Source organism: Rhodococcus rhodochrous (genome assembly GCF_900187265.1).
Taxonomy (GTDB): Bacteria; Actinomycetota; Actinomycetes; order Mycobacteriales; family Mycobacteriaceae; genus Rhodococcus; species Rhodococcus rhodochrous.
On record NZ_LT906450.1, the window covers coordinates 1,332,228 to 1,353,081 of the forward strand.

23 protein-coding genes and 1 pseudogene are annotated in these 20,854 nt (G+C 64.3%); 3 read left to right on the plus strand and 21 right to left on the minus strand.

Annotation, left to right across the window (positions count from 1 at the left end):
* Positions 1–18: 18 nt before the first annotated feature.
* A complete protein-coding gene (locus CKW34_RS06170) occupies positions 19–396 on the minus strand; it encodes a helix-turn-helix domain-containing protein (protein WP_016693873.1) in 378 nt (125 codons plus the stop codon).
* Positions 397–562: 166 nt separating this feature from the next.
* Between CKW34_RS06170 and CKW34_RS06175 the strand changes: the two genes are divergently transcribed.
* From CKW34_RS06175 to alc, 3 genes are read left to right on the plus strand one after another with little or no spacing between them, the layout of a single operon-like run.
* Positions 563–1,837 carry a DUF6986 family protein gene (locus CKW34_RS06175; RefSeq protein ID WP_059381522.1) on the plus strand — a complete coding sequence of 425 codons (1,275 nt, stop codon included), beginning with the start codon at positions 563–565 and terminating at the stop codon, positions 1,835–1,837.
* Entirely contained in the window at positions 1,834–3,186 is a 1,353-nt protein-coding gene (gene allB, locus CKW34_RS06180; protein ID WP_059381521.1) for an allantoinase AllB, read from the plus strand. Before CKW34_RS06175 ends, allB begins: the two co-directional genes overlap by 4 nt.
* A complete protein-coding gene (gene alc / locus CKW34_RS06185; RefSeq protein ID WP_059381520.1) occupies positions 3,183–4,151 on the plus strand; it encodes an allantoicase in 969 nt (322 codons plus the stop codon). Before allB ends, alc begins: the two co-directional genes overlap by 4 nt.
* A gap of 74 nt (positions 4,152–4,225) precedes the next feature.
* Here the strand turns inward: alc and CKW34_RS06190 are convergent, their stop codons facing one another.
* From CKW34_RS06190 to CKW34_RS06275, 20 genes and pseudogenes are all read right to left on the minus strand, one after another.
* Positions 4,226–4,564: a WhiB family transcriptional regulator gene (locus CKW34_RS06190; protein ID WP_080968175.1), complete on the minus strand. Its 339-nt coding sequence runs from the start codon at positions 4,562–4,564 to the stop codon at positions 4,226–4,228.
* Positions 4,565–4,582: 18 nt separating this feature from the next.
* Entirely contained in the window at positions 4,583–5,578 is a 996-nt protein-coding gene (locus tag CKW34_RS06195) for an amidohydrolase family protein (protein WP_059381519.1), read from the minus strand.
* A 1-nt stretch (position 5,579) separates the two neighbouring features.
* Positions 5,580–6,098 (minus strand): 3-hydroxyanthranilate 3,4-dioxygenase, encoded by a 519-nt coding sequence (locus tag CKW34_RS06200; protein ID WP_059381518.1) that lies wholly within the window; start codon positions 6,096–6,098, stop codon positions 5,580–5,582.
* Between the two features lie 16 nt (positions 6,099–6,114).
* Positions 6,115–6,543, minus strand: a complete 429-nt coding sequence (locus CKW34_RS06205) for a RidA family protein (protein ID WP_059381517.1) — start codon at positions 6,541–6,543, stop codon at positions 6,115–6,117.
* Positions 6,540–7,310 carry a 2-keto-4-pentenoate hydratase gene (locus tag CKW34_RS06210; RefSeq protein ID WP_197700697.1) on the minus strand — a complete coding sequence of 257 codons (771 nt, stop codon included), beginning with the start codon at positions 7,308–7,310 and terminating at the stop codon, positions 6,540–6,542. Before CKW34_RS06210 ends, CKW34_RS06205 begins: the two co-directional genes overlap by 4 nt.
* Positions 7,311–7,338: 28 nt before the next feature.
* On the minus strand, positions 7,339–8,814 hold the full coding sequence (locus CKW34_RS06215) for a 2-hydroxymuconic semialdehyde dehydrogenase (protein ID WP_059381515.1): 1,476 nt from the start codon (positions 8,812–8,814) through the stop codon (positions 7,339–7,341).
* Positions 8,815–9,142: 328 nt separating this feature from the next.
* A complete protein-coding gene (locus CKW34_RS24620) occupies positions 9,143–9,661 on the minus strand; it encodes a zinc-binding dehydrogenase (protein WP_231921809.1) in 519 nt (172 codons plus the stop codon).
* 159 nt (positions 9,662–9,820) lie between these two features.
* A pseudogene (locus CKW34_RS24835) lies at positions 9,821–10,087 on the minus strand (alcohol dehydrogenase catalytic domain-containing protein); the annotation flags it as partial.
* Between the two features lie 8 nt (positions 10,088–10,095).
* Complete coding sequence (locus CKW34_RS06225) at positions 10,096–10,503, minus strand: organic hydroperoxide resistance protein (RefSeq protein ID WP_059381605.1); 408 nt, start codon at positions 10,501–10,503, stop codon at positions 10,096–10,098.
* Between the two features lie 10 nt (positions 10,504–10,513).
* Complete coding sequence (locus tag CKW34_RS06230; protein ID WP_095092008.1) at positions 10,514–10,789, minus strand: hypothetical protein; 276 nt, start codon at positions 10,787–10,789, stop codon at positions 10,514–10,516.
* Positions 10,790–10,839: 50 nt separating this feature from the next.
* Positions 10,840–12,069, minus strand: a complete 1,230-nt coding sequence (locus CKW34_RS06235) for an IS256 family transposase (protein ID WP_080968475.1) — start codon at positions 12,067–12,069, stop codon at positions 10,840–10,842.
* Positions 12,070–12,152: 83 nt separating this feature from the next.
* Positions 12,153–12,680, minus strand: a complete 528-nt coding sequence (locus CKW34_RS06240; RefSeq protein ID WP_064059897.1) for an aspartate/glutamate racemase family protein — start codon at positions 12,678–12,680, stop codon at positions 12,153–12,155.
* 62 nt (positions 12,681–12,742) lie between these two features.
* Entirely contained in the window at positions 12,743–14,146 is a 1,404-nt protein-coding gene (locus tag CKW34_RS06245; protein ID WP_059384836.1) for an aldehyde dehydrogenase family protein, read from the minus strand.
* Between the two features lie 59 nt (positions 14,147–14,205).
* Positions 14,206–15,762, minus strand: a complete 1,557-nt coding sequence (locus CKW34_RS06250; RefSeq protein WP_059384838.1) for an ATP-dependent acyl-CoA ligase — start codon at positions 15,760–15,762, stop codon at positions 14,206–14,208.
* A gap of 38 nt (positions 15,763–15,800) precedes the next feature.
* On the minus strand, positions 15,801–16,130 hold the full coding sequence (locus tag CKW34_RS24625) for a zinc ribbon domain-containing protein (protein ID WP_059384837.1): 330 nt from the start codon (positions 16,128–16,130) through the stop codon (positions 15,801–15,803).
* Complete coding sequence (locus CKW34_RS06255; RefSeq protein WP_231921916.1) at positions 16,127–17,047, minus strand: thiolase family protein; 921 nt, start codon at positions 17,045–17,047, stop codon at positions 16,127–16,129. Before CKW34_RS06255 ends, CKW34_RS24625 begins: the two co-directional genes overlap by 4 nt.
* A gap of 293 nt (positions 17,048–17,340) precedes the next feature.
* Entirely contained in the window at positions 17,341–18,300 is a 960-nt protein-coding gene (locus tag CKW34_RS06260) for an ABC transporter substrate-binding protein (protein ID WP_059383042.1), read from the minus strand.
* Positions 18,301–18,351: 51 nt separating this feature from the next.
* Entirely contained in the window at positions 18,352–19,146 is a 795-nt protein-coding gene (locus CKW34_RS06265) for an ABC transporter ATP-binding protein (RefSeq protein ID WP_080968300.1), read from the minus strand.
* 13 nt (positions 19,147–19,159) lie between these two features.
* Positions 19,160–19,981 (minus strand): ABC transporter permease, encoded by an 822-nt coding sequence (locus tag CKW34_RS06270; RefSeq protein WP_059383040.1) that lies wholly within the window; start codon positions 19,979–19,981, stop codon positions 19,160–19,162.
* Entirely contained in the window at positions 19,978–20,823 is an 846-nt protein-coding gene (locus CKW34_RS06275) for an ABC transporter permease (RefSeq protein WP_162272365.1), read from the minus strand. The genes CKW34_RS06270 and CKW34_RS06275 overlap by 4 nt, the downstream gene beginning before the upstream one ends.
* Positions 20,824–20,854: the final 31 nt, after the last annotated feature.

Consider the following 20,854-nt stretch of genomic DNA (forward strand, 5'->3'; position numbering starts at 1 on the left):
TGTGACGTAGTTGCACCGTCACGCGGCGCACAACTCGACGCCGGCGTGACCAGTGGTCCGGAGTGTGCGGTGCGCGGTCATCCGGCGGATCCCGCGCGCGAGCAGTTGCTCCATCGGAAGTTCCAGCGCATCGCACACGGACCGCAGCATCTCGGAGGAGGCCTCCTTGCGGCCACGTTCGACCTCCGACAGGTACTGCTTCGACATCCCGACCGTGCGGGCGACGTCCTCGAGGCTGCGGTCCTGATCGCGACGCTCGTCGCGCAGGATCTCGCCGTAGATCTGGCGGAGCAACCGGGGCTCGGTGCCGTCGGCTCCCCGCACGGGAGTCCGCGCCGACCTCGCGGCGGTGGCGAAATCGATCACGCGACCCTGCTCCGGCTCCATGCCGACCATTGTGCCGTCGATCCGGCGGCATCGGACCGGGTTCAGCCGAGGACGAACACCGCCCCGGCAGATGTGTAACGGGCCCGTAACCGCAGTTAACCGAACACATGACCTGGCGCCGATAACGTCGGCGCACCACGACGTATACAGCCGTGGATACAGGACAGGAGTTCGGGTGCCGACAGGATTGCACAGGCTTGCGGCTGCGCTCGACGCGCAGCTCGCGGACACCGACGCGGCATACGCCGCGACCTATCCCGGGACCGACGGTGCCCGCCAACCGGTGCACACCGTCTACGTCCCGGCCGACCGCTACGACGCCGGGATCGTGGCGGGGTGGGGAGTCGACGCGCTCGACGTCCTCGACACCCACATCGACGGACCCGCGGACCTCGCCGCGGTCACCGGCATCGAACCCGAACTGGCCGAGACGGTCCTCCCGCTCGTGGAGGCCAAACTGCGCACCGAACCGATCGAGGATCTGCGCATCGACTTCGAGGACGGGTTCACCCGCCCCGGCATTCCCGAGCACGAACGCGACGCCGACGAGGACGCCCACGTCGCCCGCGCCGCCGCCGAACTCGCGACCGATCCCGCCGCGACACCCTTCGTCGGCATCCGGTTCAAGTCCTTCGAGGCCGCCACCCGGCGCCGCGGCCTCCGCACGCTCGACACCTTCGTCGCCGAACTCACCGGAAAGTGTGCTCTCCCCGACGGATTCGTCGTGACGCTGCCCAAGGTCACCGCGCCCGAACAGGTGGCCGCCATGGTGACGGTCTGCGAACACCTCGAGGCCACCTACCCCCTCGCCGCACCCCTGCGGTTCGAGATCCAGATCGAGACGCCACAGGCGATCTGCGGACCCGACGGCACCGCGGCCGTCGCCACGATGATCCGAGCGGCCCGCGGACGCTGTTCGGGACTGCACTACGGCACCTACGACTACTCGGCCGCGTGCGACATCGCCGCGGAGTACCAGGCGATGGACCACCCCGTCGCCGACCACGCCAAGGCCACGATGCAGGTCGCGGCAGCGGGCACCGGGGTGCGGTTGTCCGACGGGTCCACCAACCGCCTTCCCGTCGGCACCCGCGACGAGATCCGTGCGGCATGGGGACTGCACGCCCGCCTGATCGACCGGTCGCTGCGCCGCGGTTTCTACCAGGGCTGGGATCTGCACCCGGCGCAGTTGCCCACCCGCTACGCCGCGACCTTCGCGTTCTATCGCCGGTCGCTGTCCACCGCCGCGGGACGCGTCGCGGCCTATCTCGACCCGGCCCTGTCGTCGGGATATCTCGACGAACCCGCCACCGCCCGTGCTCTCGCCGCCTTTCTCCTGCGAGGAACGAGCTGCGGAGCCCTCACCGAGAAGGAAGTATGCGATCGCACCGGCACGAATCTCGACCACCTGGCCCGGCTCGCGGGTCGACCGACGACGGTGACGCGATGACCACCGTGATCCGCGCGCGACGTGCCGTGGTGGGGGACGAGGAAGGCAGCTGCGCCGTCCATGTGCGCGACGGCCGCATCGTCGCGATCGAGGAATACGACGGTGCCGTTCCGGCCGATGCGCGGGAGATCGTCCTCGCCGACGACGAGGTGCTGCTCCCCGGCCTGGTGGACACGCACGTCCACGTCAACGAACCCGGCCGCACCGAATGGGAGGGCTTCGCGACGGCGACACGTGCCGCCGCGGCCGGGGGAGTGACGACGATCGTCGACATGCCCCTCAACTCCATTCCGTCCACCGTCGACGTGGCGGCCCTCGAGGTGAAGCAGAAGGTCGCGGCCGAGCAGGTCACCGTCGACGTCGGATTCTGGGGCGGTGCGATCCCCGGCAATCTTGCCGATCTCGAACCGCTCTGGGACGCAGGGGTGTACGGCTTCAAGTGCTTCCTCGCGTATTCGGGTCTCGACGAGTACCCGCCGCTGGACCGCGAGCAGATGATCGAGGCGATGCGCGTGATCGCCGGCTTCGGTGGCCTGCTCATCGTGCACGCCGAGGACGGGCCGACCCTCGACGCTCAGGACCCGCCGGCCGGACCCCGCTACGACGACTTCCTGTACTCGCGACCACCGGTCGCCGAGTCCCGCGCTGTCGCCCAGGTCATCGACGGCGCGCGACAGACCGGATGCCGCGTGCACATCCTGCACCTGTCGGACGCGGGAAGCCTTCCGCTCGTCGCCGCAGCGAAGGCCGAGGGCCTGCCCGTCACCGCGGAGACCTGCCCGCACTACCTGTCGCTGTTCAGCGAGGAGATCCTCGACGGCTCCACACATTTCAAGTGCTGTCCGCCGATCCGTGAGGCCCGCAACCGGGAAGCGCTGTGGCGCGGCCTGGCCGACGGCACACTCGACTGCATCGTCTCCGATCACTCGCCGTGTCTGCCGGAACTGAAGAAGTTCGTCACCGGCGACTTCGGTGAGGCATGGGGCGGAATCTCGTCGCTGCAACTCGGACTGCCCATCGTGTGGTCGGAGGCGCGCAAGCGCGGGCACACACTCGTCGACGTGGTGCGCTGGATGGCCGGCCGCACCGCCGACCTCGTTGGCCTGGCCGACCGCGGTGCGATCGCCGTGGGCAACAGTGCCGATCTGTGTGTCTTCGCGCCCGACGACGCCTTCGTCGTCTTCCCGGAGCGGCTGCACCACCGCAACGCCGTGACGCCCTACGCCGAACGCGCGCTGGCCGGGGTCGTGCGGCAGACCTGGCTCGCCGGTGAACCGCTCACCGTCACCCTCGGCGCCACCGACCCCGCACCGCGTGGTGCGTTGCTCTCCCGAAAGGAAAACCGTTGACCGAAGCAGATTTCCTGCAACTACCCGATCTCGCCGCGCGATCGCTGGGCGGGGCCGTCGTGTTCGCGAACGACGAGTTCTTCGCGAGTCGCGAGAACCTGATCTCGCCGGGTGCACCCGATTTCGATCCGTCCGAGTTCGGGCACAAGGGAAAGGTGTACGACGGGTGGGAGACCCGGCGTCGCCGCGAACCCGGGCACGACTTCGCGGTGGTCCGGCTCGGCGTTCCCGGTGTCGTCGAGGGCGTCGTGATCGACACCGCCTGGTTCACGGGCAACTACCCGCCCTTCGCGTCCGTCGACGGGGTGGACCTCGTCGGCTACCCGACCGATCAGGAGTTGCTGGACGCGCCGTGGGAACCGGTCCTCGAGCGCGTGGCCCTGAAGGGCGACACCGCGAACGCCTTCGCGGTGGACGACGATCGGCGCTGGACGCACCTGCGCCTGAACATCTTTCCCGACGGCGGTGTGGCCCGCTTCCGGGTGCACGGACATGCGCGCCCGGACCCGGCCTTCCTCACGGGCACGATCGATCTCGCAGCCCTCGAGAACGGTGGCGACGTCGTCGCGTGCTCGAACCGTTTCTATTCGTCGCCGCGCAACATCATCGGCCTCGGTCGCTCGCGGCACATGGGGGAGGGCTGGGAGAACGCCCGGCGCCGCGACGACGGCAACGACTACGTGGTGATCCGTCTCGCCGGGCCGGGCTGCGTCGACCACGTCGAGATCGACACCTCCTATTTCGTCGGCAACGCACCGGGAGCGGCGCGCCTGAGCGGAATCCCCAGCGGGGACGCGATGTCCGACGAATCGTCCTGGGCCGAACTCGTGCCGCGGACCGCACTGCTGCCGGACTGCCGGCATCGTTTCCGCGTCGATTCGCCGACGCCGGTGGAGTTCGTGCGGCTCGACGTCTATCCCGACGGCGGCATCGCCCGTCTGCGCGTGAGCGGACGATTGACCTGAGACAGACCTGACGAACGTATTACCCAGGTGACGACGGTGTTCGGCGTCACCGCCGAAGAAGCGGGCCCACCGCGCTACGACGAACCGTTGCGCGGTGGGCAGAAGCCGGACCGGTGTGGGCTGTGCGTGTCACGTCCGGTCGACCGGCGCACCGCTCTTCGGCGAGCGTGCTCCGTCATGGCGCCCCAGATGCCGTGTGTTTCTCCGGCGGCGAGCGCATAATCGCCGCACTCTCCACGAACACTGCAGCTCATGCAGATACTGCATGCCAGCTGCTCCCGACGCGCTCGTGCACCTCGGGTTTCGACTTCGGGTGAAAAGAACATCTCCGCGCCGTAGAACCGGCAGAGCGCCCGACTCTGCCAGTCCCAGGCGTGTCCGTCGAGACTCCCGTGCGACAGGCGTTTTCCCATCGCTTTCGACAACCCGACTCAACTCAGCCCGAGGAACCGCATTGCATTCTCGTGCTCGATCATGGCGCGGGCCTCGGGCGTCAGGAACTCACTCTTTCGAACCACGCTTCCCACCGGTCGCTCGCCGAGGGGATACGGATAGTCGCTACCGACGAGCACCCGTTCGGAACCCATCGTATCGACGAGGAGTCGAAGGGCGCGCTCGTCGAATACGACGGAATCGACGTAGAACCGGTCCACATATCGGGAGGGTGGTTCGGCCGACGTGCCGATGATGTCGTGGCGGCGGTGCCACGCGTTGTCGACGCGACCGAGCCAGAATGCGAAGGACCCACCGCCATGAGCGAACGCGATTCGCAGACTCTCGTCGATCCGGTCGAATCCTCCGCCCAGAATGAGCGAGAGAATCGACAAGTGGGTCTCGGCCGGCATTCCTGCGAGCCACTGAGCCATCCACCGGTCCAAGCGTGGTGAGCTTGCCATGTCCCACGGATGCACGAACACCGGAACCGACAGCGAGGCGCAGTGCTGCAGGAAGGTCACGATCCCTTCGCTGTCGAGATCGCGATCACCGACGTGATTACCGATCTCGACGCCGCGGTGCCCATTTTCGACACACCGTTCCAGTTCGCGGCATGCGGCATCCGTGTCCTGCAGGGGGACTTGGCAGAACGGAACGAGCCGATCCGGTGCCGGTTCGACGATCGTGAGAGCCAGGTCGTTGAAGATGCGCGCGATCCGCTCGGCTTCTTCGGGCGTACGTCCGTAATTGAAGAAAGCGGGGGTGGGGGAGACGACCTGTGCCCGGACACCGTCCGCATCCATGTCACGCAGTCGCACTTCGTAATCCCACGCATCGGACTGGATACGGCGGAACTCACGCGTACCCATCATGATGATTGCGTCGGATTCGCTTTCGACCCGAAGCCACGGTGCGTCGACCCCGGCGTCGGCACTCAGGTCGGGCCACCCCTTCGGAACGTAATGGGTGTGTACGTCGATGATGTCGCTCATGTCATCCCTTTCCGGGATGCAGTGCGCCGCAGGTACTGCAGGTCCGCGCGGTCTCGTCGTTGTAGAAATCGACGAAGACGGGCGGCAGGTCCGCAACGATGTCACGTACCTGCAGTTCGACTTCGTGGATGAGAGCATCGCACTCGAGGCAGTACCACTGAAACTTCTCGAGTGTTCCTTCGCGCCGTACACGCTCGATTACGAGTCCGATGCCTTCGGTGGGACGCTGAGGCGAATGGGGGATGTTTCCGGGGAGCAGCCAGGATTCGCCCTCGCGGATGTGCACCGCGCGAGTGCCCTCCTCGGTCATGACATTGACGTGGATATCGCCTTCGATCTGGAAGAACCACTCCTCGTATGGATCCACGTGGTAGTCGGTGCGCTGGTTGGGGCCACCGATGACCTGCACGATGAAGTCGTCCCCGAGAGCCATGGTCTGGTTGTTCACCGGCGGAGCGAGGAGGTGCCGGTTGTCGGCGATCCACTTGTGGAAGTCGATGACGGGCGGAATGGTTGTCATGGCGTTCTCTTTCGGTTCAGTGGTGACGGGCGCCAGGTAGGTGGGCTACTGCTTGCATCTCGATGAGCAGGTGCGGATGGGGCAGCTGGTGCACTGCCACGGTCGTCCGTGTCGGGCCTCCTTCGTCGAGCATTTCGGCGTAAACCTCGTTGTATCCGCCGAAGTCGTTCATCGACACGAGGTAGGTGGTGACCTGGACGAGGTCTGTGAGCTCGGCCCCGACCTCCGCGAGAATTGCCTGGATATTGCTGATGACCGCGCGCGTCTGGGCGCGGATATCAAGGCGTGTCGTGCCCATCTCGTCTACCTCCACACCTATGAAAGTGTTGTCGGGCCGACGAGAACTGGTGCCGGAGACGTAAACGAAATCGCCGGCGACCTTGACGTGGGGGAATCTACCCCGAGGTGTGGCGAGCCCCTCGATCACTCGTGCGTTCCCGGTCATGCGATTCCCCTCAGGCTCACGGTTCCCAAACCTTCCACTTCACATTCGACGCTGCCTGTCGTCAGCGGTGTTGCCGTAGTTGCGGCTCCGGCCAGCACCACATACCCGGCGCGCAACGGAATCCGCCGACGTCGTGCGATTTCCAACAACTCGCGGACGGCATTGGCCGGGTCGTCGAGGACAGCGTTCGTCGAGCCTTCCACGACGGTGCCGGACGTGGAGAGGCGGACAGCGCGATTGCTGACATCCTGCAGCGGACGCCACCGGCCGATGACATAAGCTGCTGCGGAGGTGTTGTCCGCCACCACGTCGGTGTAGGTGAAACGGAAATCCCGATAGCGTGAATCGATGATCTCCATCGCGGGAGCGACAGCATCTACGTATGCGGCAATATCCGGCACAGGTCCGTCGAAGTCGATATCGGCGGAGATGCGGTACGCGATCTCGGGTTCGATCTTCGGGTGGATGAAGCGCGAGAGGTCTACGCTCTCGCCGTCGGCGACCTCCATGGCGTCCGTGAGTCGCCCGACGATGACCTCCGATACGCCCATCTGGGCCATCTTCGCTCGGCTGGTGAAGCCGAGTTTGACCCCGACCAGATTCTCTCCCCGTGCACATCGGCGGGCGACGAGTTCTTCCTGGATTGCGTAGGCGGCGTCGACGTCGATGTCGATGTCGTCTGCCAAGCTGTTCGTTTCGATCCGGTCCTGCTCAGCCGAGTCCAGGCGGGCGGCCAGCTCTGTGACAGTGTCCGTGGCCATGTTCATGTGGTTGTCCTTCATCGATGATTCTCGGTCACAGTTGCACGCAGATATTGGTCGGTTCGGAATAGAAGTGGAGTGAGGACTCACCCCCCTCTCGTCCGATCCCCGAGAGTCCCATCCCGCCGAACGGAGATCGAAGTTCGCGGGTGAACCAGGTGTTGACCCACGAGATGCCCACGTGCATCTTCTGGGCGACGCGGTGGCCTCGACGGAGGTCGTTCGTCCACACGGCTGATGCGAGCCCGTATTCCGTATCGTTCGCGAGTGCGATCGCTTCGTCTTCGGTGTCGAACGGTACGAGTGCTGCCACGGGACCGAAAATCTCTTCTCGGAGTACGCGGTCGGTGTTCGTCAGCCCGGTCCACAGTGTCGGTTCGATCCAGGATCCGCCGTCGAGGTCCGGTCCGAGCTCGGGAATGCCGCCCCCGGTCAGTACCTTCGCTCCGGATTCCTCGGCGAGCCGGAGATACCCGAGGATCTTGTCCCGGTGCCCCTGGGAGATCAGCGGACCGGTCGTCGTGTTCGGATCGTTGGGGTCGCCGAGTCGAAGACTCTCGGCGCGTTCGGCGAGTCCGGCCGCAATGTCGTCGAAGATTGCCCGTTGGACGTACACCCTCTCGGTGCACAGACATACCTGACCGGTATTGGTGAAGATCGACTTTGCCAGCCCGGTCACTGCTTCGTCGATGTTCACATCGTCGAATACGATTGCGGCGTTCTTTCCGCCGAGTTCGAACGAGACCGGACGAACTCGGGGTGCGACCGTTTTCATCACGTGGGCACCGGTCGCAGACGATCCGGTGAAGGTGACACCGTCGATGCCCGGATGGGTGGTCAGATACTCACCCGCCGAGTCGGCGCCGAAGCCGTGCACGACGTTGTAGGCACCGGCGGGCAGGCCGGCTTCGGCAAGCACCTCGGCGAGAAGTGTTGCCGTCGAGGGTGTTTCCTCGCTCGGTTTGACCACGATCGCATTTCCGCATGCGAGTGCGGGTGCGACCTTCCACGTCAGCAGGAGCAGTGGGAGATTCCACGGCACGATTACGGCCACGACGCCGAGTGGCTTGCGGACAGCGTAATTGAGGGCTTGTCTTCCGCCTGCAAAATCGGTGAGGAAGGACTCCTGGCCGGCGGCTGCGACGATGTCGGCGAAGGTGCGGAAATTCACGATCGCCCGAGTGACGTCCAGTTCCCGGGCCTGGGTGAGAGGCTTTCCGGTATCGGATATTTCGGCGGCGACGAACTCGTCGAACCGTTCTTCGATCCGATCGGCGACCCGACGTAGGAGCGCGGTGCGCTCTCGCACGGGAGTGTCGGCCCAGCCGCGATCCAGGGCGCGGCGCGCCGCGGTGACCGCACGGTCGACGAGAGGGCGGTCTGCCTCGTGGACTCGGGCGACGATCCGGCCTGTCGAGGGGTCGATCTGATCGAACCCGCGTCGGGAATCGGGTTCGACGAACTCGCCGTCGACGAAATTGCGAATCCAACCGTCATGGATGGGTTTCATGCTTCAATCCTCAGTTCTCGAACGATTACGGACAAATGCCAATCACGTGATTGCTATGCCCATCTTGTAATAGCAATGGAGAGGGGTCGCAGCCTTTGCTCTTTGTCGACGACGCGACCGATCCGTTGGCCGAGTGCAGAAGTCGCACCGCACGAGGACATCCCGGGTCGGACCGATGCCATCGACCGGGCACTCCGACACGACGAGGAGGCGTCGTCACTGCAAATCGGTCCCGAGGGCTCGGATGCGCTTGTGTCGTCGGCCCGGTTCATCTCGAAATCGGTTCCTGGACAACGGTTGACCTGTCACCGGAAAGAAGTTGCGTGCTTCAGAGGACTACGGCAGCGCGACCGGTGACGTGCCCGTTCCTCAGTGCATCGAGAGCAGAGGGTAGTTCGTGCAGAGCGAACTCGTGCACGGGAAGCACCAGTCGGCCCGAGGTGATCAGGTCACACATCATCGGGACGAGCGACGCTTGTTCCTCTCGTCGCCGCATCATGTTCAAGGGAAGTAGCGCCACGTCGTGCAGGAGGAAGTTGGGCAGATCGAGGCAAACGGCTTCACCGCGTGTGTAGCCGATCAGGACTGCCCGACCTCCCGGCACGACGCCCCCGAGCAGGCTCGCGAGTTGTTGTCCGCCCACAGTATCTATGAGTACGTCGAACGTCGGTTTCGATGCAAGGCGATCCAGGACATCCGGAGACGACACGAGCGGCTCGACTCCCTGGGGCAGAGTTCTGGCCTTGGCGTGCGTCGAGACGAGTCCGGTGACACTCGCCGCGCCGGCATGGAGGGCGAACTGGCCGGCGGCGGCGCCCACGGCACCCGACGCTCCGGTGACGAGCACTCGTTCACCGGGAGTTATCCGAGCGACACCCGTGACCGCGAGGTAGCCGGACGTGGAAGGGGATAGGAAAGTGGCTGCTGCGGCTGGAGGGAGCGACCGGGGCAACTCCATGAGTGCGGTATCAGGGGCTGCTACGTACTCGGCCCAGCATCCGGGCCGGTTGACACCCACCCCCCCGCCACGGACCAACACGCGTACTCCCGGTTCGAATCGATCGGATTCGACGATGGTCCCGACTGCGTCGGTCCCCCCGATGTGGGGGAGTCGGGGTGGAACCGAGAATCGGCCCGACGCGATGGTCACATCCAGGTGGCCGACCGCGGCGGCTGCCACTTCGACCAGAGATTCGTTCGCTACTGGGTGAGGGACTTCGGTCTGCTCGATCCGTGGGGACTGCCCGTAGCGGTGGAGCAGAGCGGCTCGCATCGAGTGCACTACTTAAGCGTCAGTGCGACATCGACGTTGTTCCGAACTGCCTTGGAATACGGGCACTTCTGATGTGCGCCCTCGACCACGGTGCGTGCAACGTCCTCGTCGACTCCGGGCATGTTCACCACGAGTTCGACCGAAAGGCCGAACCCCTCACCGTGATCCGCGATCGTGACTCGCGCGGTCACCGTGGGGTCGGTGAGCCGCACCTTGTGCGCGCGCGCAACGGACGACAATGCCGACAGGAAACAACCGGCGTATCCGGCGGCGAAGAGTTGTTCGGGATTGGATCCGCCGCCGGCACCTCCCAGTTCGACAGGGATGCCGAGAGCGACGTCGACCAGTCCGTCGTTCGAAGCGACACGGCCGTTTCGGCCGTTGCCGTCTGCGGTTGCCTCTGCGGTGTATTCCATCACGGTCACTTCAGTTCCTTCCGATCAGAGTGAGAAGTTCTTCCACTGCACGTGGAGTGGCTCGGGCGAATGTGCCTCCACGCGAGACGGGCATGCCGGTTGCCCGCGCAACGCTGACCGCGAGCTCTGCCTGTCGCACGGCGAGGTAGGTGGGATTGGCAATCATGGCGCCGTCCAACTGCAGGTCGGTGTCGGTGGCGCTCAGCAACGCGAACAACCCTCCTGCGGACATCACTACTTCGACGCCGCTCTCACGGACCATGGCCTGTGCCGCGTCGAGGAACATCTTCTTGATTGGGGAGTGTCCGATAAACGGTGGATCCGGCCTGGCATCGGTTAGTTGATGCGTCCTTCGAAAGTGATCGCGAAGGCATTGAGGGCAGGCTTCCACCTCATCGCCCATCGTGCCCTACCCCGACCGGTGGGGTCCAGCGCCCGCGTCGCAAGATAGAGACACTTCAGCGCGGCCTGCTCGGTCGGGAAATGCCCACGGGCGCGGATCGCACGCCGGTAGCGGGCATTGATCGACTCGATCGCGTTCGTCGAGCAGATCACCCGCCGGATCTCGACGTCGTAGTCGAGGAACGGCACGAACTCGCTCCACGCGTTCTCCCAGAGCCGGACGATCGCCGGATACTTCGGTCCCCACTTGGTGGCGAACTCGACGAACCGTTCCTTGGCCGCGGCCTCGGTCGGAGCGGTATAGATCGGTTTGAGATCGCGGGACATCTCGTCCCAATGCTGGCGTGGTGCGAATCGAAAAGTGTTGCGGATCAAGTGGATAACGCAAGTTTGCACCACTGCGAGTTCCCACACGGTGTTGATCGCCTCCGGCAAGCCTTTCAACCCGTCGCAGACGACGATGCACACATCGGCCACTCCGCGGTTTTTGATCTCGGTGAGCACCGCCAGCCAGAACTTCGCGCCTTCCCCGCCGTCGCCGGCCCACAACCCCAGGATGTCGCGTTCACCGTTGACGGTCACCCCGATCGCGACGTAGATCGGTCGGTTGGTGACCTGACCGTCGCGGATCTTGACGTGGATGGCGTCGATGAACACCACCGGATACACCCGATCGAGGGGCCGGTTCTGCCACTCGGTCATCTCCTCGAGCACCTTGTCGGTGATCCGGGAGATGGTGTCCTTCGACACCGACGCTCCGTAGATATCCTGAAAGTGTGCCGAGATCTCGCCGGTGGTCAATCCTTTGGCGCTGAGCGAGAGCACGATCTCGTCGATGCCGGTCAGCCGCCGTTGCCGTTTGCGCACGATCTTCGGTTCGAAGCTCGAGTCGGTGTCCCGCGGGACGTCGATCTCGACCGGGCCGATCTCGGTGAGCACCGTCTTCGATCTGGTGCCGTTGCGGGAGTTGCCGCTGCCGCGACCGGCCGGGTCGTTCTTCTCGTAGCCGAGGTGCTCGGTCATCTCCGCATCCAGTGCGGTTTCGAGCACGTTCTTCGTCAACTGCCCGAGCAGTCCGTTCGGGCCCATCAGCTCGATGCCCTGCTCTTTGGCCTGGGCCAGCAGCTGCTGCGCCAACTCCAGCTGGTTCACCTCGTCCGCCATGGGCTCCAGTGTTTCCGTCACGGTCGATCCTTCCCGCCAAGCTCGCTGCTCGGCGTGTCAGGCCAACCCGGATCCACCGTTATTCAGACAGTCCCCTTGATTGCTTCGTATCCGGCCGGATCATCGTATGCAGCTACCGCCTCGTCGGGGGTTATCTGCATGCATCGGACGTCGACAACTCTCGATTCGAGTCCGTACCGACGGATCTGTTCGTGATGCCACGGGAGGTAGACGGGGTCGATGGAGACGATCCCGACCCGCCCACCGAGCATGCATGCTTGATGCATGCTGGCTTCGCCGTGTCCGACGACCGGGATGTCGACGGCGGTCCGTGCCTCGAACAGGCCAGCGTCCTGGAAGTGCCCGACGAGTACCGCGTCGAACCCCTCCCGTTCCGCTTCGACGATGCCGGCGATGGACTGGACACTGCACCGTAGCTCACTCAGACGTCCCAGCTGAGTGTCTGCGGGGCTGATTCCGCGGACCTCGAACGAGACACCCGGTGCGGCGATCCCGGCAAGGTAGTCGGTCAGCCGAGATAGATACGGCTGGTGGAGGGCCGGGTCCGTGTAGCTCTGATACAGAATACGTACGGGGGCGTGTGCTGACATGGTGACTTCCTTTCTCTTTCGCCGAATAGGGAAGAAGCCCTGGTGTTCCGACGATCGGACGGTCAGTCCGGTGGTAAGGAGAAGATTCTGGTGAGGTGGGTGTGCGAATTCATTCGCGTTGCCGGATCTCCGGGGTCATACGTGTCGTGTGTCTTTCCCGGAGGTTCTGCAGGATAGGGGTGGTCGACGAACCACGAGTCGACCCAGACGGTGTCGGCGTCGATCGTTCGGGCGAGGTCGTGACTCCGCTCGGGATCGCTTGTCCATATCGAGGTCCAGAGACGACCTTCTCCGCATAAGGCGCGCCGATTCAGTTCACGTTCGTCGTCGAACGGTGCGAGGATCGCGGTAGGCCCGTCGATGCGCTGGAACGCTCGCGCTCGGGGCAGATTGTCCGCCGCCCAGAGAGTCGGCCGAATCCAGAAGCCGTCACGCAGGGCGCGGGGTACGTCGGTCGGCTCGTGTTCCGTGATGCGTTTCGATCCGGATGTTGCTGTGCGATCGAAAGCGTGAACCACTGCTTCGTAGTGTGGTCGCGAGATGAGCGGTCCGAAGTCCACCCCGGCACGTTGGCTGTCGAGGGTCTCCGTCAGGCGACTGCACATCTCGTCGTACACGGACCGGTCGATATACACGCGATCGACGCTTGCATCGGACTGGCCGGACTTGAACGCAATCGATCTCGCGATGCTCCGGGCCGCGGCAGCGATGTCGGCATCCGCGCATACGATCGCGACGCATGTGACCCGCTCCGGTGTTCCTGACGCCGACCGGTGTCGCAGCCGTCGTCCTTCCTCCTGCAGGATGCTGCGTACTCTGTGATGTTTGGACAACCGTTCCGATGCCGCCCCTGTATCGAACCCGTGCACGACGTTGTAGACGCCGGCCGGCAGACCGGCATCGGTGGCAATTCCGGCCAGCAACGTCGCGGTCCCCGGTGTATCGACCGCGGGTTTCACGACAGCGGTGTTTCCCGCGGCGAGAACGGGAGCGAGGCCGGAGGCCAGGGACAGGAGTGGTAGACGCCACGAGGGAAACACCCCGACCACACCCAGAGGTTTGCGGATCTGGTAGATCGCAGGACGGCGGCCGGGCGTACCGTGCGAAGTCGAAGTGGCGAGTGCGTCGGCACAGGCACGAAACTGTGCGGCGGCGTGGACGATGTCGAACTCGGCTACATGGCTCGACGGTTGTCCGGTATCCGTGACCTCCGCCGCGACCAGGGCATCGGAACGATCTTCGATAGCTGCGGCGACAGCGTATAGGATTCCGCACCGCTCGACGCTGTCGATTCGACCCCATGCTCGGTCGAACATGTCGTGCGCCTCGTCCACAGCACGGTCGGCGAGGCGCACATCGGCCTCGTGTACCCAGGCTGCGGGTTGTCCGGTGGCCGGGTCGATAGCAGCGAACGCCCCTGTCCCATCCACGAATCGACCGCCGATGTAGTTCTTGTACTCGAGCACTCGATTACCCCCTGCGAATGATGTGGACATGCTGAGACACTGATGTGGACGAGTGACCGTCAGGGCGCGCTGACACGAATACGGGCGGATTCTCGGTCCCAGGCGGCGGCGCCGGCTCCGAGTTTGCGAAGAACGTTCTTGTTCACCTTCCCGTTCTCCGTGAGCGGGAGCGCCTGGTGGACGGAGAAGAATCGGGGGATGGCAAAGTAGGCCAGGCGGGGCTCGCAGAACGCAGTGACTTCCTCGAAGTCGAGTCTCACGCCCGGTTCGACCACTACAGCGGCCATCACCTCGTCCTCGCCGAGTTCCGACTCGACGGCGAAGACAGCAGCGTCGTCGATGTTCGGATGGAGGCGCAGTGCCTGCTCCACCTCGACCGACGAAATGTTCTCGCCTCGTCGACGAATGACGTCCTTGATCCGATCGACGAAGCGAACCCAGCCGTCGGCGTCGATCGCCACGCGATCACCGGTGTGGAACCACAGGTCTTGCCAGGCTTCCACCGTAGCTTCGGGCATTCGGAAGTACCCCGATGCGAAGGCGAACGGTTGTTCGCTGCGAAGAAGCAGCTCCCCTGGAGTTCCGGGTTCGACTTCCAGACCGTGCTCGTCGACGACTCGGGCGACGAAGCCGGGCTGGATCCGTCCCATGTACCCGGCCCTCTGCTCGGTGCGGGACGAGGAGATGATCGCGTTGGTTTCGGTAGAGCCGTATCCGTCGATCAGGGTCACTCCGAAACGCTCTCGGAAAGCGGTGAGCAGCTTTGCCGGCGTGGCGGGGGAGAGAGCGGCGCGGACATTGTGTGCTCGATCGGCGGAGCTTTCGGGCTTGCTGCAGAGGATGCTCACCATCGCACCCAACAGGTAGGTGAACGTGGCGTTGTTCTGCGCTGCATCGACCCAGAACCGGGAGGCCGAGAAGCGGGGGCCCACGGCGTAGCATGCGCCTGCCACCAGCGCCTGGCTGAACGCATTGAGTGCGTTGGTGTGGAAGAGGGGGAGACAGGTGTAGAGAGTGTCCTCGGATGTGATGCCGAGCTGAGCGGTGACATTGCGGCCCCACCAGTAGAACTGGGCATGAGGGCAGACGACGCCCTTGGAGACACCCGTGGTGCCGGAGGTGTACAGAATCACCGCCGGATCGCCGAGTTCGGGGCGAATCGGATCGATCTGTTCCGTAGCTGTGGGCAACGATAGGGTCCGCCATGGGAGATCGTCGTGACCTGGGCGGGAGTCGATCAGCCAGACGTCGGTCAGATCCTCCAGCGGCGCGATGGCCTGCACATGCTCGATGAGCGCGGATTCGATGACCAGCAGACGTGCCTGGGAGTTGCTGAGGACCTGATGGAGTTGGGTGCCGCGCGCCGCCGTATTGATCGGGACGGCCACGGCCCCGATCCATGCGCAGCCGAGTATGAGGTCGAGCAACTCGATTCGGTTCGAGGACATCAGCGCCACGCGATCCCCTCGGTGCACGCCGTGACTGTGCAGCATGTGCCCGGTTCGGGCCACTGCTTCGCGCATCTCCGCTGCAGTACGGCGGGTCTCACCGAAGATGAGGGTAGGAGCGTGTGGGGTCAATCGTGCTCGAAGGCTCAACATGCCCGGCAACGTCATGTCGGTCGGGCTCAGGTCGTCGGGAAATCGATTGCTGTTCACTGGATGTAGGTTTCCTTTCGCTGCAGACCGGGGGTACGGGCCGGCACGAAACCGGCCGGATCGGCACCGTCGGTGATCGTGTGGTTCAGTGCCACCACCGCGCCCGGACGGAGGTCGGTCGGCGTCAATCGGGCGATGACGCACAGGCGTGGCCCGCACCGTACGGTGCCGATGGCCACATCGGCGGCGGTCCGGACCACATCCTCGACGGTGCCGGAATCGATCTCGACGTCGGTGAAACTCGCTTTCCCACATGCGGGACAGACGAGGCGATACGGGAAATAGTGTTCGCCGCAGTTCCGGCAGGACTGAACGATGATGCTCATGCCGCCTCCAGAATCGCCACATTGGCACAGGATCCGTGCCTGTACAGCACCATGCCGTAGCCGCTGACGACACCGATTCGGGCGCCGACCTGCCGACCCGGTGCCCGTCCGTGAAGTTGGCGCGCGACTTCGACGAGCCCGTGCATGCCTCCGGCGGACCCGGCCTGGCCGGCGGAGAGCTGACCGCCGGAGGTGTTCACGGGAAGATCGCGGGTCGCGATTCGCTCGGCGATGAACTTGCTCGCGTCCTCGTCCGGGGCCAGGAACCCCAGATCTGCGAGTTGGGCGACGACCATGGAGGGATAGTCGTCATAGACGCTCACCACATCCGCATCGTTCGGCTCCACGCCGGCGAGATCCCACGCTCGTGGTCCGACAGAGGCGAGACCTGTAACCAGTCCGTCGCCGAGCTGGTCATCGCTGTTGTACGACGCGGTAACGGCCAGGACACGAGCGCGGGGCCCTCCCTTCGCGGCGCAGTGTTCGGCAACGACCACGACCGCATCTGCACCCGTCACCGGAGGCACGCAGTCGTATCGTCCGAGGGGGCCGGCGACCATCGGGGCGTTCAGGTACTCGTCGAGAGTCAACGGGTCGCGATATACAGCACCAGGATTGGCGCTAGCCCAGGTCCGTTGTGTTGTGGCGATCCTTCCGTAGTCCACTCGCTCGAGACCCAAGGTCTGCATCTGACGTGTCGTCTGCAGCGCGAACAGTGCGTTGGGTCCCGACATCGGTAGTGGTGCCAGATGTTCTTCGGTCGCCCGGTTGTACGTGGCAACGAGCCGTTCGTGCGCTGCCTTGTCCATCACGTCACCCGCAGCAAGAACGACGACGGAGGCGTCAGCCGCTTCGATCGCACGTACGGCGTGTTGGAGCATTCCGCCTGCACTCGCACCCCCATTGGTGTCCTGCATCAACCACGTCAGGCGAAGACCCATTCGCCAAGCGAGGTCGACAGCATGATCGGGCCCGAGGGTGAAGCTCGAGACTCCGAAACCGTCTACGTCACGGATGGACAGACCTGCGTCCGCGAGTGCGCGCAGGACAGCGTCGGCGATGACCGATCCGGTGGTGGTCCCTGGCGGGGCGTGCCGTGTGTAGGGGGACTCTCCAGTTCCCACTACGAGTGCTGTGCCGCTCAAAATGATGTCCTTGCTTGTGGATCGACGTGATGAGGTGACGTGATGAAGTGACGAAGCCGGCGCAGTTACAACGATTGATACATTTCGTCGGCGCTGAACGATTTTTTGACGATGCCCACTTCGACCATGAGGTCGATCACGGATTGGACGTCCTCGGCGTCGTACTCGGTGACGTACTCCGGCAGATTCATGTTTCGCGCGGTGTCCTCGTCCATGTCCGAGAACCGAGGCAGTGTTTCTGCAGCTACTGCGTGAGGATCGAGCTCGATGTCTTCGACGGCCCTCGCAAGCGCCGCGCGGAAGGCACGAATGGCGTCGGGATTGGTTTCGATCACTTTCTCCGACGTGGCGAAGAGACCCTGCGGGCCGTTCTGGTATGCGATGGAGCGCAGATCGACGGTCTCGAGGGCGGAACTCAGTGTCGGCTCGGTGATGAATGCTGCGTCGACGTCGCCGGCTGCAAGGGCGGTAGCCATGTTCGCCTGAGGAAGCTCGACGAAGTCGACCTGGTTGTAATCCAAACCTTCGGAAAGGAGAACGCCTCGGAGGAAGATATCGCCCACGGATCCGAGGGAGGGCGTGGCGACCTTCTTGCCCAGCAGGTCTGCTGCCGCGGCGACGGAGGAATCACTCCGTACGTAGATGCCGCCCTTGTAATCGTCTGTTCCATCGATGCCTGTTGCAGCGATCGTGACGGGCAGACCGGAGTCCACTGCTTTGATGATCGACGGGTAGGACACCAGCGCGAGGTCGGTGCTGCCGGAGATCAACGCATTGATCGTGGTCGCCCCGTTGGCTGCCGGGGTCAATTCGATCTCGAGATCGTTGTCGGCGAAGTAGCCCTTCATCTGGGCGACGTACACCGGCAGAGAATCTCCGACGGGAGGGATGGACAGCGTCATGCGGGTGATGCCGTCTTCGGAGGGGGCCCCGGAGGAGGAGGCCTCGCCCCCGCAGGCGGCGACGGTGCCGGCCAGCGCGAGGGTGGCCACGGCCGCGCACACTCGTGCGAATCGTGTCTTCATGTGTTCTCCAGGTTCCGGTCGAGGGGGGAACTTCGGGGCGGTGTGACGGGCTCAGACTTCGACTTGCAGGCCGCCGGGACACGCCTGCCGGATGAGGCGGGCGACTTCGCCGCGGGTGGTGACGAACAGTTCCTCTTCGCGAGTGCGGATCTGGTCGCGGGGGAAGTCGAGCGGGATAAGCAGGTCCGCGGTCTTGACTGTCGGTGCTTTGCTGAGCGAGACGACCCGAGTGCTCAGGTAGACGCTCTCGTCGACGTCATGCGTGACGAACAGGATCGTCATGTCGTATTGGTCGCGTACCCGTAGGAGCAGGTCTTCGAGGTCCGATCGTGTCTGGGCGTCGACGGATGCGAACGGTTCGTCCATCAGCAGCAGTTTCGGCTGCATCGCGAGAGCCCGGGCGATCGCGACACGTTGCTGCATACCGCCGGACAGTTGCCAAGGGTAGCGTTCCTCCATTCCCTCGAGCCCGACGGCGGCGAGGGATTCGGCTGTGCGGGCGCGTCGTTCGGATTTTCCGACGATTCCGAGCAGGGGGAATTCGACGTTGGCTCCGACTCTTCGCCAGGGAAACAGCGAAGCGCGGTAGTCCTGGAAGACCATCGCGAGTCCTTCGGGAACACCGTCGATCACCCGACCTCCGAGTGAGATGGTGCCACCCGTCGGTTCGAGGAGGCCGGAGAGGGTGCGCAGGAGAGTGGTCTTGCCGCAGCCCGACGGACCGACGATCGAGACGAACTCGCCGTCGTCGACCGAGAACGACAGCCCGTTCAGGACGCGCTGTTCACCGCGGTCGGTGTGGTAGGTGTGGCTGAGGTTGTCGACCTCGAGCAATGCGTTAGCCATGTTTGTGTTCCGATCAGTTGTCGATGGCCATGCGAAGGCGGTGCCAGTCCAGGAGGGAATGCTCGATACGTACGAGCAGGAGGTTGGACAGATAACCGAGGATCGAGAGGGCGACGATGTAGGACCACATCGTCAAGAACTCGAACGAGCGCTGTGCTTGGGACAGGCCGAAACCGATGCCGTCCGACGCAGCGTAGAGTTCCGATGCGATCAGCAGGATTATACCGAGTGATGTCGACACTTTGATGCCGGCGAAGATGCCCGTGCTCGCCGAGGGCAGGATCACACGGAACAGCATTCCTGTCCGGCTGATGCGGGTCGATCGTGCGGCGTCCTCGAATCCTTCGGGTACCTGGCGTACGGCGCTGTACGTGTTGAACAGGACGGGCCAGATCGCGCCGAAGGTGATCAGGCCGATCCTCATGGCGGAACCGGTTCCCACCAGCACCAGGGCCAGGGGTAGGAGAACCGGGCCGGGCAGGCCGCGCATGAAATGCAGAAGGGGTTCGATGGTCATCGCCAGCACGGGAATCCGGCCGAGAAGTACTCCCAGGGTGATGCCCACTATCCATGCGATCGCCAGTCCGACCAGGAGCCGTCCGATGCTGGGAAGAATGTCGGAGTAGAAAGAGTCGGTGAGGATGCCGTGTGACAATCCCGCGGAGAACCAACGGTCGTAGACGTTGCCGAAGATGTCGATCGGCGGGGGAAAGTACGGGGATCGGGCGCTGACAGCCCCCAGTTGCCAGACGAGAAGCAGTACGGCTGCCGCGGTCCATCCGAGTGCCGCATTCGACCATCGGGAGACAGTGGTCGAACTCAGTGTGGTCGTCATCCTTCATCCCTTCGTGCCCAGGACGCGTACTTCGTTTCGAGGACGCTCACGATTGCATTGATGAGCAGGCCCAACAGGCCGGCGATGATGACACCGGCGCAGACGGAGTCGATGCCCTGAGGCAGCATGCTCTGTAATAGGAGCCACGAGCCCAGACCGGTGGTGCTTCCGCCGATGAACTCGGCGCCGATACAGAGGATCAGGGCGATGGATACCGTCACGCGCACACCCGTGAGTACGGACGGAACGGCCGATGGCCATACCACTCGATATGCTACGAGCGCGGGGGACCACCCGAAGGATCGAGCTGTGGCTCGTGCGACACCATTGGTCGAGTGCACACCGTGAATGGTGTTCACGAGCAACGGAAATACGCAGCCGAGAGCCACGACTGCGGACTTCATCTCCAAGCCTTGTCCCGCCACCAGGACGAGGAGAGGTACCAGACCGATAGGGGGCAGCGGTCGTACCAGCTCGACGATGGTCGAGGTAGCGGCGTAGAGGCGATTCGACAGGCCGAGGAGCAGTCCGAGGGGCACCGCGATGACCAGTGCGATGGCGTATCCGACGAGCGCCGCCCAGAGGGTGTAACCGATCTGCGTCAGAAAGGCGGGGTCGGTGAGCAGTTCGGCGGCCCGCGCCAAGGTCGTCGATGCGGGGGGGAGTGCGTCACGGGGGAGCAGGTGCAGGCGGGCGACGAGTTCCCAGAGTGTGAGGAAACCGAGCACTCCGATTGTGCCCCAGAACAGATGGGTGAGGTTCGTCCTGCGGAGGAAGCGGTCCTGCGAGGACGTACTGGGTGTCACCGGCCGAGTAGGGGTGATCTCCGTCGTGCTGGTCACTGGGTGCCCCCTGAATATCGTGGTGAAATGG

What these genes read in the sequence shown, in the direction of transcription:
- CKW34_RS24625 (WP_059384837.1), bottom strand. Translation starts at nt 16,130, where the DNA reads ATGAGCATCATCGTTCAGTCCTGCCGGAACTGCGGCGAACACTATTTC.
- CKW34_RS06210 (WP_197700697.1), bottom strand. Translation starts at nt 7,310, where the DNA reads ATGAACATGGCCACGGACACTGTCACAGAGCTGGCCGCCCGCCTGGAC.
- CKW34_RS06270 (WP_059383040.1), bottom strand. Translation starts at nt 19,981, where the DNA reads ATGACGACCACACTGAGTTCGACCACTGTCTCCCGATGGTCGAATGCG.
- CKW34_RS06200 (WP_059381518.1), bottom strand. Translation starts at nt 6,098, where the DNA reads ATGACAACCATTCCGCCCGTCATCGACTTCCACAAGTGGATCGCCGAC.
- CKW34_RS06205 (WP_059381517.1), bottom strand. Translation starts at nt 6,543, where the DNA reads ATGACCGGGAACGCACGAGTGATCGAGGGGCTCGCCACACCTCGGGGT.
- CKW34_RS06235 (WP_080968475.1), bottom strand. Translation starts at nt 12,069, where the DNA reads ATGGCGGACGAGGTGAACCAGCTGGAGTTGGCGCAGCAGCTGCTGGCC.
- allB (WP_059381521.1), top strand. Translation starts at nt 1,834, where the DNA reads ATGACCACCGTGATCCGCGCGCGACGTGCCGTGGTGGGGGACGAGGAA.
- CKW34_RS06195 (WP_059381519.1), bottom strand. Translation starts at nt 5,578, where the DNA reads ATGAGCGACATCATCGACGTACACACCCATTACGTTCCGAAGGGGTGG.
- CKW34_RS06190 (WP_080968175.1), bottom strand. Translation starts at nt 4,564, where the DNA reads ATGGGAAAACGCCTGTCGCACGGGAGTCTCGACGGACACGCCTGGGAC.
- CKW34_RS06230 (WP_095092008.1), bottom strand. Translation starts at nt 10,789, where the DNA reads ATGTTCCTCGACGCGGCACAGGCCATGGTCCGTGAGAGCGGCGTCGAA.
- CKW34_RS06215 (WP_059381515.1), bottom strand. Translation starts at nt 8,814, where the DNA reads ATGAAACCCATCCATGACGGTTGGATTCGCAATTTCGTCGACGGCGAG.
- CKW34_RS06240 (WP_064059897.1), bottom strand. Translation starts at nt 12,680, where the DNA reads ATGTCAGCACACGCCCCCGTACGTATTCTGTATCAGAGCTACACGGAC.
- CKW34_RS06170 (WP_016693873.1), bottom strand. Translation starts at nt 396, where the DNA reads ATGGTCGGCATGGAGCCGGAGCAGGGTCGCGTGATCGATTTCGCCACC.
- CKW34_RS06265 (WP_080968300.1), bottom strand. Translation starts at nt 19,146, where the DNA reads ATGGCTAACGCATTGCTCGAGGTCGACAACCTCAGCCACACCTACCAC.
- CKW34_RS06250 (WP_059384838.1), bottom strand. Translation starts at nt 15,762, where the DNA reads ATGACGTTGCCGGGCATGTTGAGCCTTCGAGCACGATTGACCCCACAC.
- CKW34_RS06260 (WP_059383042.1), bottom strand. Translation starts at nt 18,300, where the DNA reads ATGAAGACACGATTCGCACGAGTGTGCGCGGCCGTGGCCACCCTCGCG.
- CKW34_RS06225 (WP_059381605.1), bottom strand. Translation starts at nt 10,503, where the DNA reads ATGGAATACACCGCAGAGGCAACCGCAGACGGCAACGGCCGAAACGGC.
- CKW34_RS06255 (WP_231921916.1), bottom strand. Translation starts at nt 17,047, where the DNA reads ATGCAGGACACCAATGGGGGTGCGAGTGCAGGCGGAATGCTCCAACAC.